We start from the raw sequence: 16,673 nt of genomic DNA on the forward strand, positions 1-16,673 counted from the left end.
TCAGTTCTCTTCGTCGTCGAGGACCCAGGCCATGCGCAGCGGGACCGAGGCCTTGGTCGTGGCGGGCAGCTTGTCGTAGGTCGCGAACAGGCGTTCCAGCAGTTCCTCGCCGTCCCAGATCCGCAACCGGGTGCGCATCTGAGCGAATTCCCGGCTGGCCGGGGTCGTGACTCCGCCCCAGGCGACCAGCAGCGCCTGATCTGCCTGGTATTGGGTCATGGCGCTGTGCAGGCCACGGACCACCTGGGCGCCCACCTGGCCCGGTTCGGACTTCACCTCGACGATCAGGGTCGGGGAGTCCAGTCCCAGGGGACCGGTTCCGGCGAGGATGTCCACCCCGCCGTCGGGGCCCGAGGGGGAGACGATGCACACGAAGCCCAGAGCTTCGAGGATGTCGGCGACCAGGCCGGTCAGCTTGTGGCCGGAGAAGTTCTCCACCAAGTGAGTACGGATCCGGTCCCGGATCGCCTCCAGAGTCGGAACCGTCTCCGGGTCCGTCACGTCCTCGACGCCCTCATCAACGGGGGCAGCGGGTGCGGTAGGGGGCTTCTTGATCGCTGTGGCGCCGGGATCGACGGCGGTCAAGAAGACCTGCTCCAGCCGGGCGACCGCCTCGTTGCGGGTCGGGTTGAATACCGTCATGGCGCCGTTCAGCGAGTTCAGCAGGTCGTCCTTGATCGCCGACCTCGAGACCGGGTCGGGCTTCCACTCCACCGGCAGCTGCTTGCGGCGTGACGGGTCCGGCTCCTGCCCGGCGTAACGGAACGGGCCCGTACACCGACCCAGATACAGGTAGCCCGGCCGCAGCTTCGAGGGCATCACCACCAGATCCCCCGGCTTGATCGAAGACCGGAACGCCCACACCTGCCCCGTGGTGTTTGCCCGCCGGGCACCCGAGTCCTGCGGGTAGGCCGCATCGACCATCGCCCGAACATCCTCCCGCGACTGGCAGGCAGTGACGTCACCAACCGCCTGGAAGCTGATCGTGGTCACCTGGTTCTCAAGGTTGAACTGCTCGTGCTCACCCTGACTGCCAGCCCGCACCACCCACGCATTCGTCACGATGCCTCCCCCAACAACTCGTCGTACGACTCCGGAATCTCGTGCTCACCCGACAACAAGACCGTCAGCAGGTTCGAGCGGAGAGTGCGGAGGTGGGCGACAAGTTCTGCTCGCGCACGAGCCGCTTCTCTCATGTCGCCAAGCAGGCGAGCCGCGGCGGTTGCCTTGGCCGGTTCGACCCAAGGCACTCGCGTGGCTCGGATGAGCCCCATGTTCAGTGACGGGACAGCTCCCGTCTGCACGAGGGACGACAGGCTGAAGTTCTCCATAACTGCCAACAAGACTTCGCTGGGTGTCCCGGATCGGGGAGTTAGAACAAGGTGGTTCTCGTCGACCGCGCCGTCAACAAGCATCAGGCGCTTCTTCTCGGTCTGTACTGCGGCGCCGACTCTTGGGAAAACCACCGCCCCCGCTGGCACAATGTGTCCCCCAAGGCCAATGATCTCTTGCAATCCCATCTGGGTCTCTGCCTGTCGGTAACCGAACATGTTATGTGGCTGTGCCATGTCAGCGATCTTGAACCAGGGCAGGTTCCCCGACTTTGTACCCTGTACCTTCTTGGGGAGACTTCTACCTTGAGACACAACCGCGACCGATTCGATTGTTACTTGGTCTCCCTCGGTGGAGATGGCTCGGACATACGCACGCCTAGCTTCCTGCGCCGCAGTAGCGCAGCACTCCGCCTTGGCGATCGTGTCGTCCAAGGCACTGATCAGGTCCACGATGCGCCGCTGATCGGGAAGCGGAGGGAGGTTGATGGTCGCGCTTGACAGGGCCTTCTGCGAAAGGGAAACGTTGGCCGTCCCCTTCATCAGTGGAACGATGATCTCGTCCTTCCCATGATCGAGGAGCAGCCACAAGAATTTCATGTCGACCGGCGCATCTGCCTTACGTTGGAGCGCCGTGATGATGTTGGCAACAGCGAACTTGCCTCTGACGTAGTGGACGCGCTTTAGGGATGCATGACCATGTCCAGTCGAAGAGACCATGGGGACGCAGACTGCTTCGCCCTCGAACTGATAGTTCTCTGAGGTTAAGAAGTCCGCGGCAGTGACCACCAGCGGATACCGCCCCGGCACTGCCTTCAGGGTCGGCGTCGTGCCCTTCGTCAGGTTGCAGATTTCCCCCAGCGTCCTCGCCTTCCATCCGTCACGCATTGAAGCCAGCCGCCTTCAGCTTCTCGTCCAAGACGCGCTCTGCCGTCCGAAGAGTCTCGCGCGAATCCATGTAGGCAGCGAGGGCGGCTTCAACGTCGACCTCAGCAGCGGCCTCGGTCTGGAGGTAGCGGCCGATGTTGAGGTCGTAGCCATTGGCCTCGACCTCGGCCATGTCGACCAGGCGCAGGTTCAGGCCGCCTTCGCCGTCGATGTCCTCGCCGTTGGCATAGGCGGTGTGGATGACCTCGATGTCGGCATCGTCCATGATGTTCTGGTTCTTGCCCGGCTTGGACCGTGCCGACGCGTCGACGAACAGGACCTTGCCCTGACGTTCGGCGGGCTTGGTCTTGCGCCAGATCAGTAGACAGACGGGGATGGAGGTTGAGTAGAACAGGTTGGTCGGCAGTCCAATAACGGCCTCCAGCAGGTCCTTCTCCAGCAGACACTGCCGGATCGCACCTTCTTTGCCGCCGCGGAACAAGACGCCGTGGGGCATAACGACCCCGACTCGGCCGGTGTCGTCCTTGGCGGAGGCGACCATGTGCTGGATCCAGGCGTAGTCGGCGTTCTTGGCGGGCGGGACCGCGCAGAGGACGCGCCCGTACGGGTCGTGGATCCAGGCTGCGGCTCCCCAGTTCTGTAGGGAGAACGGCGGATTTGCGATGACGACGTCGAACTTCTGCAGCTTGCCGCGGTCGAGGAACTTCGGTTCGCGGAAGGTGTCGCCGCGCTTGATGTCGAAGTCCTCCAATCCGTGGAGGTAGAGGTTCATCTTCGCGATGGCTGAGGTGGTCAGGTTCACCTCCTGGCCGTGCAGGCGCAGGCTGTCCGGGTTGCCGCCGGCGGCCCGTACCTCGTTCACCGTCTCGACCAGCATGCCGCCCGACCCGCACGCAGGGTCGACAACCGACTCACCCGGGCGGGGGTCGAGGATCTTCACCAGCAGATGCACGACGTGGCGGGGCGTGAAGAACTCACCGGCCTTCTTGCCCGATGCCTCGGCGAACTCCCGCAGCAGATACTCGTATGCGGCACCCAGAAGGTCGCCGTTCACGTGATTGGGGTCCAGGGTCAGACCGTGGAACGCGTCGAGCAGGGCGGCGAGGGCGCTCTCGGGAAGTCGTTCGGGGTTGGCCCAGTTCACGTCGCCGAACACCCCGACCAGGTCGCGGTTCGACTCCTCGATGCGGCCCAAGGCAAGGGCGACTTTGTTGCCCAAGTTGAAGGTGGTGCCGTGGACATCGGCCCAGTGGCAGCCCTTGGGGACGACGAACGGCTGGTAGTCGCTGTACTCGATGTCGTCGGTCAGTTCGTCGCCCCACTCGGCCAGCGCCTGGGCGTGCCGGTAGTCCCAGTTGTCGCTGATCCACTTGAAGAACATGATCGGGAAGACGTAGGCCTTGAAGTCGCCCGGGTCGACCGGCCCTCGCAACGCGTTCGCGGCGGCCCATAGGGTCGATTCCAACTCGCGCTGGGTGAGGCGAGCGGGGACTTGCAATGTCATGTTCTTCTCTCTCGGATCCGGCGGGCCGGGCTCAGAGCCCACACGCCAACTTATCTGTGCGGATCGGACTATCAGGGCAGGCAGCCCTGAAGCCCCCGCAACCTTCCCCTTGCCGCGGTACCGCTGAAGGCTCTTCCTCACCGTGCATGCTGTGAGGGCTCGGGGAGCTGCTGTTTAAGTTGCCTTAGCTTTACTAGCTTGTCATGCTGGTTTAGCTCGTCCCGTGGTGATCGACGACCTCAGCCTTCCTGGATCTTCAAGACAGTGGCCATGGGTGTGGCTGGTTCCAGTCGCCTGCTCGTCCCACGTTTCGCAGGTTGTGACGGGTGCGGTACGTCCACTGTCCGCCGGATCTCACGGTGATCGTGATCAAGCCGAGGTCGTGCAGGCGCCGCATTGCCAGGCCTGCGGGGTCGGCGGTCTCCTCTGCGAGCTTTCTCACCGAACCGGAGGGCTCGATGGTGCTGAGGTAGAGGGCGACCCAGGCCGGATCCACCAGGTCGGGGCGCAGTTGTTCGACCCACCGGCCGTCGATCTGGCTGGTCCACCATTCATAGGACGCTGCATGGAGCACCAAGGCGGTCCACCACGTCCCCTCGGGCGTGACGGGCCGCCCTGTCCGGGCTGTCCAGTCCTGGAGGTCGCGGGGTGTCAGGACGGTCGGGCGAGGTCCTGGCAGTGGGGTGGCCGGCAACGGCGGGGCCGGGGCGGCCGTCTTCCGTACGCAGGCGAACTGGTGCCACGCGTTCAGGTTGACGACCTTTCCGGTTGTAGACATCCGTGGCATGTCTTCGCGGGCCAACGCGGCGAGGGTGCGTCGCCGGAGCTCGTCCACGGGAACCCTGGGCTCATTCTCACGGCGGGCAGCCTGGTCGTTGGCCCACTGGCGGTCCTGCTCTTCGGCGGCCTTTCGTCGTAGCGCATCCAGCAGACGTTCCCTCTGGGCGAGCTCGGCCTGCTTACGCGCCTTCTCCTCGGCGGCCGCGCGGCGGTTGTTCATCACCTCCTGCTTGGCCTGCAGAAGGCCGGGGGCCATCAGTCCGTGTGCTAGGTCGAAGGTGCACGCGGTCAGCGGGAACCAGCTGTCCTTGGGAAGCTGGCCGGCGGGTGATTCGGCCCGGAGCCCGATCTCGATCGGCCACGTGGCGGCGGTCTCCAACCTGGACCACTCCTGCCCGGTGGGCCGAGCCGCCAGCCGGACGAGTTGGGTCACTCCGTGCTCGCTCATCTCGTGGTCACGGCTCGCAATGAAGCGGTCAGCGCCGAACAGCCAGGTCACGTTGCCGCCGTACCGTTCGGTACGGTCCAACTTGGAAACCGCGGTCTCGTTCGACAGTTGCACCTCGATTACCCACTCCATGCCGCCGCCGACGGACACGTCGACCCTGGAGCGCTTTTCCCTCCCGACGTAGCGTTCTGCCTCGGCTGTGAAGCCTTGACCGGTCAGCCACCGCACAAGCTCACGCTGGATCTGGCGGTGGGTGAAGATGTCGCGGTCCTCCCCTCGGAATCCGCACGAGGACCCGGGGAAGTGGCGGAAGTAGGGGCGGCGGATGTCGCCGGCCGCCGCGACGAGTTCCTCTCCGCACCCGTCCAACGAGGGTGGGCAGTAGAAGTTCTTACCAGCCTTCCGCGCGGCCTGCTGCAGCCTGATCATGTCGTCTCGGGCGTCGGGTGCCATGACGAGGTCACCGTCAGGCCCGCCCATCGCAGCCATGGGGAAGAACCCCTCGTCGTCATTCCGGCGCGTCGATTCGTGCCGGATCTGATTGGTGGTCGCCATTCTTCTTCCCCCGTGTCACCCCGTCGTTGAGGGGACCATAGGGGCACCCGCTGACATTTCTTACGCCCGAATGGCATTGCCGATTGGAGGAGCTCCGAGGTCGGACGCCCGTCGCGCCCCTTGACGCGGCCCGCAGGGGTGGGACTGTGACACCGACAGGAGTTGCCACCCAGCGTCGGCCATGAGCGCAGCATTGCACGGGACGGCTGAAACTTCGAGGATCCTGCTCGTTAGGGGCTCCAGTTCAAACGTGGCCTGACTGAATCATGAGTGAAACTGAAGTCACGTGCTAGGCTCTTTCTCGTCAACCGAGAGGGGTCCTGATGGGCGTGCAGTACGAGTGCAGCGACTGGCGGAGCGAGTTCAAGGCAGACGAGCTTGACGCGATCCGCAGCCGGATTCCGCAAGCGATCCAGCAGAGCCAGGAACGCGCGGCCCGCGCCCAAACGGAGTACGCCGACCCCGATGGTGACCAGGATGTCTACGGTGCTGGCATGGCGCGCGGTGTGCAGAAGGAAGTACGCGCGCTGCTTGCACCGCTGCCCTCGTACCGCGAGGTGCCGGTGTCCGGGACTCGTCGAATGTTGACCTTCCTCGGTGACGCGCTGATCTTTCCTCATCGGGTCGGCAAGCAGATGCGGCGCAACCACCACCGCCTCAGGCTCAACTACCTCTCTGACGCTCGCCGTGAGCTGCTGCAGAAGACCAGCAACGTCAAGTACGCCGCTCCTGGGCTCTTCGACCTTGAGGACGAATCAGGCAGTGATCAGACTGCACAGCTGGACGACGCCCTGGCCCTGATTGCTGAAGACGGTCCGCGTACGACGCTGTTCGTCCCCTACTACAGCAGCACACCTCAAGGCGTCGGCACGATGTACTTCGCTCCCGCACGGCTGAACGGCCAGTACCTGGAGTTCACCGACCCGGAGCGTCTCACCTACCAGCAGGTCCCCGCCGCGGTCGAGCAGGTGCGCACCGTGCTGAAGCCCGTGGCCGGCTTCGCCGAGGGGGAGCGTCCGCGTACCTCGGTGAAGCTGCGGTCGCACTCGACCCAGGAGGAGGGCAGCTGACGATGACCGCTTCTCCTCACCAGAACCCCGACCTGGCCGACATCGCCAGGATGTTCGACCCGGCCAGACTCACCCAGGCGCGGCGCATCAACAAGATGTCGAAGACCGACCTCCACAGGAAGGTCGGGGTTTCCGTTGCTGCTATTGGCCAGTACGAACGTGGTGAGGTTCGCCCACGCGCCGACACCGTGCGCGCCCTGGCCGAGGCGCTGAGCGTGCCCCCTGGCTTCTTCGCGCTGGGTCGTCCGCGGGTACAGGTTGAGATTGCTGAAGCATCCTTCCGGCGCCTTCGCTCAACGACGGTCGCCCAGCAGCAGCAGGCAACCGCCTATGTCGAACAAGCCTGGGAACTCAGCTGCTTCCTCGAAGAGCACGTCGAGTTCCCCGAAGTCGATCTTCCGCAATGGGCCCAGCCCGACTGCGAGGATGTCCCCGACCCCGTAACGGCGGCTCGGGCGATGCGACAGCACTGGAGCCTAGGAACCGAGCCGATCCAGCACCTCGTCTACCAGCTCGAGCAACACGGCATCCTGACCGTCTTCTTCTCCATGAAGCAAGACGGGGACCCCGATGACAAGAGCCGCATCGACGCCTTCTCCACGATCGCTCTGCCGCGACCGATGATCGTGCTCACCCCAGACAAGGCAAATGACGTCATGAGGCACCGCTTCTCGGCAGCCCACGAACTAGGACACATCGTTCTGCACCACGGACGTCAAGGCACCGACAGCCAGCTGGAGCGCCAGGCGGACATGTTCGCAGCCGAGTTCCTGACACCCCGCGACATGATCAGCGGTGAGCTACCCAGGCGCGTGAACTTCAATCGCTACGAAGAGCTCAGCCAGCGCTGGGGCGTCTCCGTCCACTCACTCCTCTACCGGTCTCGAGAACTTGACCTGATCTCCGAGTCAACCGCTCGACGCGCATACATCACGCTGAACAGTCTTCCGCGACGACCCATGCCGATCCGCGATTACCCGGGCGAGCGCCCAGAGCTCTTGAAGTCTGCCATCGAACTGCTCGATGGAGCGGGAATGCCCCTGATCCAGATCGCGAACGACCTCCAGATGACCCCCGTCAAGTAAGGCGTCTGGCAGACATTGACGCACAACAGCCAAAACTCACACTGGTCTCGAAATACTCCAATGCTACGGGGCGAGCGGAACAGTGAAGCGTCATATTACACACGAGGAATTCCGGGCCTTACTTCTGGAACACAATGATCGAGACTTGAAAGGGCTCCTGTTGCCTAGGGATATCTAAAGACGTCTTGCCTGTTCTGTTTGGTTTAGCTGGTTTATCTTGACAGCGTGTCTGGCGGGCTAGCCTTCAGTGTGCGGTCGAGATGATGAGAATCGTCGATTCACTGCCGTTGCTGCCTGATCAGCAACTGAGAGGGGGTAACGTGCCGCAATCATCAAGACCGTCGGATCATGGTGCTTCATCTCATTTTCCTCGATTGACCGGTCGCCCCTGATTCCATGGGCGCTTGGCGTCCAGTGCCTGCTGCATCTTCATCTTGATGATGCTCTGGCGAACTGATTCCGGGATGTCGCGCTTCGTCTTCCCAGTCATGATTGCCTCGCAGAAGGCAGGCCCACAGGTCGCGCACCAAGGCGATTCGAGCTTCACAGCAGCTTGGTCGTCGGCCGGTAGACGGTCGACTGTCATGTCAGACCAGAGGTTCGCGGTTGGTCCGTCGTTGCAATCACAACTGAATGCAATGTAGTCGTTGTTTTTGAACCTGTCCCAGACGTCGCCAGTGATCACGACCTCGTGGCGGTCCGCAGACTGAGCGCACTTCGCCGCGTAGTTAACTGGTTTACCGGCCCACACCGCCTCCTGTTCGGAGATCACACGCCTGGTCCCAATCCGCTTTACCAACGTCCGCCCCGCGTGGATGCCAACCTTGTATCCGGTGCTGGGCGCGTCTGGCCAGCGGGTCTCAAGTCGCTTCACGAAGTGCTTCTCGCTGAATGTACGAATCGTGACGGCAGCACACAGCGCCCGTTCGTAAGCGCGGTCCCCCCAGAAGAGTCCAAAACCACCATCCCCCTGAATGTCGATGAAGTCGGCCTCGAACTCGTGGAAGATGCGGACCGCCCCCTCCACCCCAGCCTTATAGATGCGGGTGGTCGACTTGTCATGCTTCCCAGTTCCCAGATGCGTGGAACCCTTCAGATCACAGACGACGGCCACCACGTTGCTCAACTTGATCCAGGTATCCGAAGATGACGACGGGACGTCCTTGACATCGAACCCGTCATCCCTCTCCACCACCGTGACTTGGGCGTTGTTCAGCGCCTCATTCACCTCATGGTCAAGAGAATCAAGAAGGTTGTTCAGAAACTGCTCCGCTTCACTCATGAGGCCAATATATAGGAACCCTCCGACAGTCCCGACGTCATCGGGTCATCACAACCCCGGCACCGAGGGCGAGCGTGAATCCTAGTGCGACCATTCCGCTCCAAATGGCGCGATTTGCCCAGAAGTACTTGCGTGTCGCAACGCTGGAGTTCGCAAACGCCTGTCGGGCGAGCTGTTTGACCAAGGCGTCGGAGTCCGCAAGCGTGGAGCTCAGGTTCTCAACGTACTCAGACTCCCGGCCTGCGAAATGGTGGGCAATGTCGCTGTAGTAGAGAGGGTTTGCCTGCGAGAGGTCGGCCTGATGTTGGTAGCGAGGAAGCACCCCCAGTGCCGCACAGGTCGAGGCGGCCAGCACGGACAGGCCAGCTACTCCCTCGAGACCGAGTATAAGGCATGAGGGATCTTCTGCTTCGATGGCTAACGCGATGAGTGCCGCGGCAAGCACACCAATGAAGGCCAAGACGACAGCGAGCTTGGCTTCTGCATGCTTCACCCATTCGTTCACCAAGGTCAGCAGATTCCACGCGTCCTCGGGCTTGATTTCCCTGCTATTAGGTTCCGTAGAGGGTGGGGTGGGCGGCGGCGCTGTCGATCCTGGCCTCATCCAGAGTCTCCGAAGCAAAGTGAACATCTCATCCCTCTTTCCGTCCGGCATGACAGGGTCAAAACATTAGACCTGTGGGCCTGGTAACTATGCATCTCAGCCGGCGGCGCTATCTCGCGCCAGGCAGCCGCGCGTTCGATCTGCGAGTACGCGGTTGAGCGCCCGGAGCTCTTGAAGTCCGCCGTCGAGCTGCTTGATGGAACGGGAGTGCTCTTGGTGCAGATCGCGAATGACCTCCCGAGACCCCCGCGTCAGTTGAGGCATCCGTTGACATCGACGAACTGCCCACCAACAGCGGTTCCGAAGGGGGTCCCGCCACCACTGACGTGGGCCAGTCCGCAGTCCCGGCCGACTGTCCCTGGCCGGTCTAACTTGTTGGTGTCTCTAGCGTGCTTAGCTTGTCTGTGGTTCTCAGGGAGACGATTCCCGCTTCGTTGAGCGCTTTGTAGATGGTCGCCCTGGAGACGTGGTAGGCGCCGGCGATCTGGGCGACTGTCCAGTGGTTGTTCTCTTGGTAGCGCTGGATGATCTCGCGTTTCTGGGTGGGGGTGAGTGCTGGCTTGCGGCCACCCTGCCGGCCGCGGGCCCGGGTGGTGGCCAGCGCGGCGCGGGTGCGTTCGGAGACCAGCGAGGCCTCGAACTCGGCGGCGGCTCCCATGATCGAGATGAACAGCCTCCCCGACGAAGTCGCGGTGTCGACGTTGGAGTCCAGCAGGACCAGCGAGGCACCCTTGCCGCGGATCTCGGCGTCCAACTCCAGCAAATCCTTCAACGATCTGGCGAGGCGGTCCAGCTTGGCGACAACGAGCTGGTCACCCTCGCGCAGGGTGCGCAGCGCGTTGCGCAGCTCGGGCCGGTTGGCCTTGGTCCCCGTGATGTGTTCGGAGTAGATGTCGCTCCGATTCACCCCGGCCCGGGTGAGTTGGTCGATCTGCCAGTCCAGTCCGATCTCCTGGCCCCCGGTCGAGACCCGGGCGTAGCCGATCTTTCGGCCCACGTCAACGGTCCACGCCGGGAGAGGGGGAAACCGGCAGGCTGAGGGCCTGGAAGGTGTGGCCAAGTGTCCATCTATTCATACGTTGACCATACATAGATTGACAGACACAAAACGACGCCCCGTAGGGCGTGTTTCAACGATTTCTACAGATGTCTGTCAAACGAACGTGATTGTCAGACTGAGGCCTATCGGGCGGGGATGACTACCCGTCGGGATTCAGATCCCTGAGGGCCCTCACCCGAAGTCGTCAGGCAGGTGCAGGTGACCGATGACGACTCCGGGCGGCTGGCCGTCGTCACCCACATCATGGTGCCGCGCTGAGCTCTTCTCGGAAGCATGGTGAGGCCCCGCGACCGGTCCGGTGGCGGGGCCTCAGGCTCGTCACTCGTGCAGGAACAGTTCGGCCAGGGCCCGGAACCGGTCGACCTGCTCGATCTGCACCCAGTGGCCGGCGTGCGGCAGCACGTGCAGCTGGGCGTTGGGCAGGTGCTCCTCGAAGTACCACGAGGCCTCACGGGGGATCATCCGGTCCTCGCGGCCGTGGACCAGGAGGACCTCCTGCGTGATGGTCGCCAGTTCCTCGGGGGAGTAGACCAGCGGGGCCTCGCCGGGCGCGAAGGTCGTCTGGTGGGATCCGCGGACGTCGGGGCGGATGGCAACGGCCGTACGGTCCTCGCTGATCTCCTGCAGCCGGTCGCCGAGCATGGCCGTGTCATACACGAACCGCCCGATCAGGTCCTGCATGGTCCCGGGCGTCGGGTCGTTGTAGAACGTGATCATCCGGATCAGGTCCTCGGTCGGGGAGACCGGCGCTCCTCCGCTACCCATCAGGATCGCCCGGTCGAAGCGCTCCGGTGCTTCCAGCAGAAGTCGCAGCGTGATCATGCCGCCCATCGAGTTGCCGACCACGTGGACCTTCTCCAGGCCCAGCTCGTCGAGCAGATCGAGGACAGAGGCGGCTCTGGCCGCAACCGTCGCAGGGATCCCCGGCGGCAGGTCGGGATGCTCGGAGTCGGCGAAGCCCAGCAGGTCCGGGGCGACATGGCGCCAGGCGGGCATCGACTGCAGCAGACTGAGCCAGTTGGACAACGCGCCGGCGCCCGGGCCCGAGCCGTGCAGCCACAGGATGGTCGGCGCGGTCGGATCGCCTGCCTCGTAGACGCGCAACCGGTGGCCGCCCGCGACCACATCACGCGAGAGGATGCCGCTCATGCGCCCACGACCTCCGGCTGCTCGACCGGGTGGATGATCGCCGGCGGCGGGAGCTCTCCCGACTCGTTGTGGTGGCCCCAGACGCTGATCGCCTCGAAGCGGTGCGGCCGCGCGTGCTCGTGGTCCACCAGCAGGCCGCCCCAGCCGTACTCGATGTCGAAGGCGGCCGGCGTACGGACGTAGAACGAGGTCATGTGGTCGTTGGTGTGGGTTCCCATGTCCATCTGGATGGTGTGGCCATCGACCTTGAGCAGGTCGAGTGCGGTGCCGACGTCGTCGAGGGAACGGGTCTCCAGCATCAGGTGCTGCACACCGGTGATCCCGGGGACTTCGGCCATCGCCAGTGAGTGGTGGCGCGGGTTGCAGTGGTAGAAGTGGATCCGCGGGCCACCGGTGGGCTGGATCTCGTCGGTCAGGGCGAAGCCCAGCAGGTCGCAATAGAAGGCCTCGGACTGTTCCAGGCTCGGGGTGATCAGCACGATGTGGCCCAGGCCGCCGTCGCCGGTGACGAAGCCGGACATCGGGCGCCCGGGCCGGAAGGTGCTCGGGTAGGTCGTGATGCCCCAGGCGGCCTCGTTGCGCAGGCCGAAGGGATCGTGGAAGGAGATCAGCTCCACCACGCCACGTTCGGCGGCGAGGTCGGTCTCGCGGACCACCTCGACGCCGGCCGTGCGTAGCCGCTGCTCGAGCGCGGCGAGGGCGCGGGAGCTCTCGACCGTCCAGCCGATGTAGGCCAGGTCGTCGCGCTCCCCGGGGTGGATGGCGAGGCGGTAGGCGGTGTCGTCCATGCGGAGGCGTACGGCACCGTCGGTGCCGCGGGTCGACGCGACCTCGAGGCCCAGGTACGTCGGGCCCCACTCGAGCCATTCCTCGTGGCGTGGGGAGGTGAAGCCGGCGTAGCCGAGGGACTGGATCATGGTTGTTCTCCTGGAGGTTCGGGGTCGAATGGGTCAGAAACGGGGGATCAGACCGGCGCGTTCGCGCGCAGCGAGCGGGCGAACTCACGCAGGTTCTGCGGGAAGGCGGACGTGGGCTCGGCCGCGTATTCGAGGTTGCCCCGGGCCGGCGGGACGTCGAGCCCGGTCGGGTCGGCGGCGGCCACGAACCGGTCGGGGCGCAGCACGATGACCTTGGCGCCGTACTTCGTCATCCAGCGGCGCAGCGTGCCGGTGTGGTCGACGATGGTGTCCGCGTCGCTGCGCGAGTCGCCCGAAGCGACGACGGTGACCATCCGGGCGCCGAGGCGCTCCCAGCCCGACACCTGGTCGGGCGTCATCGCCTCTCGCGGGTCGGTGTCCAGGCCGAGGACGACGAAGCCCTGCCCGAGCAGGTCGTCCAGCCGGTGGATGATGCCGCTGGTGGCGTACACCTCCGGCTGCGGGATCATCCGGCCCAGCGCGTTGTTCTTCTGCGGCAGGCCGGTGACCCAGCCGACCTCGAAGCGGTTGGTCGCGGTGGTCGGCAGCATCTTCTTCGACAGCCCCGGCAGGTGCATCACGTAGGGGCCGAGCGTGTTGCGCAGCTTGATCAGTATGGGGTCGTCGCCCTCGATCAGGAAGCCAAGCTGCTTGGCCATCTCGGTCATCATCTCCACGTGCGGCGAGCGCTCGGACTGGATCGTGTCGAGGATGTCCTCACCGACCAGTCCCTTGGCGACCAGCGCGTACTTCCAGGCCGCGTTCTGGGCGTCGCGGATGGCCGACTGCATGCCCTGCCCGGCCCACGGCGGCATCAGGTGCGCGGCGTCACCGACCAGGGTGACGTGGCGGCCGCGCCACGCCTCGAGGTGGCGCAGGTGGTGGCTGTAGAACGCCCAGCCCTTCAGCCGGGCATTCGACTCGTCGATGCCCAGCATCTTCAGCCGAGCCCACACCTTCTCCTCGCTGTCGAAGTCGGAGTCCTTCTCGCCCTCCTGCAGCGGGATCTCCCAGCGGTGGTTGCCCTTGGCCAGCGGGATGTCGACGACCGGGCGCTCCGGATCGGACCAGAACACCAGTTCGTTGCACTCCGGCCACCACTTGGTCACCTCGCCGTCGATCACCAGCCAGCGCCGCGGCCGGGTCTGGCCGATCATGTTGAAGCCCAGTTCCTTGCGCACCTTCGAGCCGCCGCCGTCGGTGCCCAGCACGTTGCGGACCCGGAACCGGTAGTCCGCGCCATCGGCGTCCTGGGCAGTGATCGTCACGCCGTCGGCGTCCTGGGTCATTCCGGTGAAGGAGTGGCCGAGGCGCAGGTCGATGCTGTCGAAGCGTTCGGCGTTGCGGCGGATCTCCCGCTCCATGTCGGGCTGGTAGATCATGTACGACGGTGCGTGGCCCAGCCCGCCGTCGGTGAACCCGAGGCGGAAGATGACCTTCTTGTCGTACGTCTTCCAGGTCAGGGCGCGGGCGATGTCCATGTCGCGCTTGACGACGTCGTCGATGCCGAAGTCCTGGAAGATCCGCATCGTCCAGTCGTTGACCGTCACGGCGCGAGCGCGGCTGTAGAGGTCCGCGTCCTTCTCCAGCACGATCACGGACACGCCCTGCATGCCCAGGTAGGTCGCGGCCGTCACGCCGGCCGGCCCGTAGCCGATGATCGCAACGTCTGCATCGAAGGCGGTGGAGCCGTAGGAGGTGGTGGGTTCCTGCGTCATCGAAGGAGTCCTGTTCTGTCCGGGGACTGGATGGATCATTCCAGTACGATGAATGTAAGGTGCGTCACATGGGTCGTCAAGAGGGAATGCCGCAGGCCGCCGCGCCGAGACAGGGGACCCGTAGGATGCGGGCCATGCCCCCTACGCCTCACCAACCCGTCGACCGAGGGCAGCCCTCCCGCGACACGGTCCTCGACACGGCTGAGCGGCTGATGTCCACCAAGGGTTTCAGTGCCACGAGCATGGCCGAACTGATCAAGGAGTCGGGCGTGCCGTCCAGCTCGATCTACTGGCACTTCTCGTCCAAGGTGGGCGTGCTGGCCGCGGTGATGGAACGCGGCGAGCAGGCCTTCCTGGACGACGTGGCGGCGGCCGCTGCCCGGCCCGGCCAGGATGATCCCCGCGAGCGGCTGCACGCGGTCATCGACGGCAGCACCCGCGCCGTTTTCGCGCACCCGGCGTTCCTGAAGCTCTACTTCGCCTTCCTGGTCGGGGCCGAGGAGGAGGCGAGCATCCGGGAGCGCGTGCGCGCGGTCCGCGAGAAGGGCGTCGCGGGGCTGCGGGCCAATCTCATCGACGCCTACCGGTCCTGGGGGAAGGAGCGCGCCGAACGGGTGGCCGACCGGCTGCTGCCGGTCGCCCTCGCCTTTTTCGATGGCATCTTCCTGGCGAGGGAGGCGGGCGAGGTGCCCGACTGGACCGGGGTCGTCGCCGACGTGGTCAGCAGCCTGCACGCCTTGGCGCTCACGGTCGAGTGACGTCCAACACCAGAGCCTGCTGAGGGCACAAGCTGCTCAGTCAAGGGCGAACCGCGGATCGAGACCCCGACCGCGGGGCCACTGCCCGAATGGCGCCGATCTCGAAGCGTGATGGGCAGGGTCGAGCCGACCCGTGGCGTCCGGTTCCGCCTGTCACACGAACAGATGGACAGACGCGCGCGATGTCTCATCCGCCTGCAGAAGTGTCGATCTATTCAACGAGATAATCGGACTGCGTCGTTGCGGTGGTTCGAGTTCCGCTGAGACCACCGGAGTGGCGGTCGGAAGGTTCGCTACAGGACGTCTCTCGAGTGGCAGTGCGAGGCGGGCTCTCGTGACGTACACCGGCTAGGTGGCGCTGTCGCACCCGCCCGTGTCACCTCCGCCCGGCGGGCATCCACTGGATGACGCTATTCGGCTGAAACCGTACGACTCAGATAGCGCCACGCCGCGACGGCGCTCACCAGGACCACGATCCCGACCATGATGACCGGGGGCAGGACCGCCGCGGCGCTGGTGGCCGTGATGGCCATCACCGCGAGGATGCTGACGCCCATCAGCACCGAGAAGACCAACCAGGGCGCTACCCAGAACAGGCCGTGCGCCCTGCCGCGCAGTGCGGCGATGCCGCTGATGACGAAGCCGGGGAGCACGGTCGAGAGGTCGATCACGTGCACCGGGTTCACCCACAGGCCCGTCTCGACGAGGCTCTGGGGACGTACGCCGGTGATCACGGCCGGCACCACCTCGCGCAGCCACAGCAGGGCGAAGAGGGACCCGGCGACGATGAGCGTGATGGCTGCGAGCCTCCGTGCGCCACCAATCGGGAAGTGAGTCCCTGCACGGCGCAGTGGCCCGATATGGAAGATCACCGCCCACACGCACAGACCGAGCACCGCGACATAGACGAGGAACAGTTCGTTCAGGTGCACCGCCATCGCGTAAAGGATGTACGCGTAGATCAGGTACAGCAGGCTACCGAGCCTGACCAGGCCCGCGCGGAGCGATCCGTGTCGCCAGAGCATGGCCGACGCGACCAGGAAGACCACCGCGAGCAGATTGCCTACGTCCTGGCCCTTGCCCTGGAGCGCCCAGTTCGGCGTCTCCTGGGCATAGACCCGCGGGTCGAGCAGTCCCGCGATGCTGGCCAGGAGCACGAGCAGGGCGATGGCACCGGACCAGATCAGAACGGACCGCGACGATTCTGTGCTCATGCCAGCACCGTACGACTGGGGCGCTTCGACGAGCCGGCGCTGTGACGGACGACTCGAAGGCGAGGTTCAGCTCCCGGACTTGCGCCGGAACTGACGCTTCCCGCCGGCCTTGCCGTGCGGTCCGCCCAGAGAGTTGGGCTGCGGGTCATGCGGTGTGCCGGCGTGCGCGCCTGCTCGCTTCGCTTCGAGAGCCTGACGCATCTGCTCCTTGGGGTCGAGCGGGGCCGAGCTGTCGCCCTTAGGCGCTTCGGGTGTGGTCATGGGTCCACTCTGGCACATGACGCCGACAGCCTCCGCCCGCGCCGGTGAC

At 64.9% G+C, this 16,673-nt stretch carries 15 protein-coding genes; 3 read left to right on the plus strand and 12 right to left on the minus strand.

Annotation, left to right across the window (positions count from 1 at the left end):
* The 4 genes from Rai3103_RS08940 to Rai3103_RS08955 all read right to left on the minus strand — a co-directional run bounded on the left by Rai3103_RS08940 (position 1) and on the right by Rai3103_RS08955 (position 5,506).
* Positions 1-1,062, minus strand: a complete 1,062-nt coding sequence (locus tag Rai3103_RS08940) for a restriction endonuclease (protein WP_228488812.1) — start codon at positions 1,060-1,062, stop codon at positions 1-3.
* Positions 1,059-2,219, minus strand: coding sequence for a restriction endonuclease subunit S (locus Rai3103_RS08945; RefSeq protein ID WP_153572309.1), 1,161 nt, complete (start codon positions 2,217-2,219; stop codon positions 1,059-1,061). Before Rai3103_RS08945 ends, Rai3103_RS08940 begins: the two co-directional genes overlap by 4 nt.
* Complete coding sequence (locus Rai3103_RS08950; RefSeq protein ID WP_153572310.1) at positions 2,212-3,723, minus strand: type I restriction-modification system subunit M; 1,512 nt, start codon at positions 3,721-3,723, stop codon at positions 2,212-2,214. The genes Rai3103_RS08945 and Rai3103_RS08950 overlap by 8 nt, the downstream gene beginning before the upstream one ends.
* A gap of 256 nt (positions 3,724-3,979) precedes the next feature.
* Positions 3,980-5,506 (minus strand): competence protein CoiA family protein, encoded by a 1,527-nt coding sequence (locus tag Rai3103_RS08955; protein WP_153572311.1) that lies wholly within the window; start codon positions 5,504-5,506, stop codon positions 3,980-3,982.
* 323 nt (positions 5,507-5,829) lie between these two features.
* Between Rai3103_RS08955 and Rai3103_RS08960 the strand changes: the two genes are divergently transcribed.
* Together Rai3103_RS08960 and Rai3103_RS08965 are read left to right on the plus strand one after the other, a co-directional pair.
* Complete coding sequence (locus tag Rai3103_RS08960) at positions 5,830-6,576, plus strand: hypothetical protein (RefSeq protein WP_153572312.1); 747 nt, start codon at positions 5,830-5,832, stop codon at positions 6,574-6,576.
* A 2-nt stretch (positions 6,577-6,578) separates the two neighbouring features.
* Complete coding sequence (locus Rai3103_RS08965) at positions 6,579-7,661, plus strand: XRE family transcriptional regulator (RefSeq protein ID WP_194793066.1); 1,083 nt, start codon at positions 6,579-6,581, stop codon at positions 7,659-7,661.
* A gap of 361 nt (positions 7,662-8,022) precedes the next feature.
* Here Rai3103_RS08965 and Rai3103_RS08970 read toward each other — a convergent pair whose 3' ends face one another.
* The 6 genes from Rai3103_RS08970 to Rai3103_RS08995 all read right to left on the minus strand — a co-directional run bounded on the left by Rai3103_RS08970 (position 8,023) and on the right by Rai3103_RS08995 (position 14,430).
* A complete protein-coding gene (locus Rai3103_RS08970) occupies positions 8,023-8,943 on the minus strand; it encodes a hypothetical protein (protein ID WP_153572313.1) in 921 nt (306 codons plus the stop codon).
* 37 nt (positions 8,944-8,980) lie between these two features.
* Complete coding sequence (locus Rai3103_RS08975) at positions 8,981-9,598, minus strand: Pycsar system effector family protein (protein WP_479685341.1); 618 nt, start codon at positions 9,596-9,598, stop codon at positions 8,981-8,983.
* A 316-nt stretch (positions 9,599-9,914) separates the two neighbouring features.
* The gene (locus Rai3103_RS08980; RefSeq protein ID WP_153572315.1) at positions 9,915-10,544 is read right to left on the minus strand and encodes a recombinase family protein; all 630 of its coding nucleotides are present in this window, start codon (positions 10,542-10,544) and stop codon (positions 9,915-9,917) included.
* 381 nt (positions 10,545-10,925) lie between these two features.
* Positions 10,926-11,756: an alpha/beta fold hydrolase gene (locus Rai3103_RS08985; protein WP_153572316.1), complete on the minus strand. Its 831-nt coding sequence runs from the start codon at positions 11,754-11,756 to the stop codon at positions 10,926-10,928.
* Positions 11,753-12,673 (minus strand): VOC family protein, encoded by a 921-nt coding sequence (locus Rai3103_RS08990; protein WP_153572317.1) that lies wholly within the window; start codon positions 12,671-12,673, stop codon positions 11,753-11,755. Before Rai3103_RS08990 ends, Rai3103_RS08985 begins: the two co-directional genes overlap by 4 nt.
* Before the next feature lie 47 nt (positions 12,674-12,720).
* Positions 12,721-14,430 (minus strand): bifunctional 3-(3-hydroxy-phenyl)propionate/3-hydroxycinnamic acid hydroxylase, encoded by a 1,710-nt coding sequence (locus Rai3103_RS08995; protein ID WP_153572318.1) that lies wholly within the window; start codon positions 14,428-14,430, stop codon positions 12,721-12,723.
* A gap of 95 nt (positions 14,431-14,525) precedes the next feature.
* Here Rai3103_RS08995 and Rai3103_RS09000 point away from each other — a divergent pair, with 95 nt between their 5' ends.
* Entirely contained in the window at positions 14,526-15,149 is a 624-nt protein-coding gene (locus Rai3103_RS09000; protein WP_194793068.1) for a TetR/AcrR family transcriptional regulator, read from the plus strand.
* A gap of 410 nt (positions 15,150-15,559) precedes the next feature.
* Here the strand turns inward: Rai3103_RS09000 and Rai3103_RS09005 are convergent, their stop codons facing one another.
* Both Rai3103_RS09005 and Rai3103_RS09010 read right to left on the minus strand, forming a co-directional pair.
* Entirely contained in the window at positions 15,560-16,363 is an 804-nt protein-coding gene (locus Rai3103_RS09005; RefSeq protein ID WP_153572320.1) for a hypothetical protein, read from the minus strand.
* Between the two features lie 66 nt (positions 16,364-16,429).
* Entirely contained in the window at positions 16,430-16,624 is a 195-nt protein-coding gene (locus Rai3103_RS09010; RefSeq protein ID WP_153572321.1) for a DUF5302 domain-containing protein, read from the minus strand.
* Positions 16,625-16,673: the final 49 nt, after the last annotated feature.

Source organism: Raineyella fluvialis (assembly GCF_009646095.1).
Taxonomy (GTDB): domain Bacteria; phylum Actinomycetota; class Actinomycetes; order Propionibacteriales; family Propionibacteriaceae; genus Raineyella; species Raineyella fluvialis.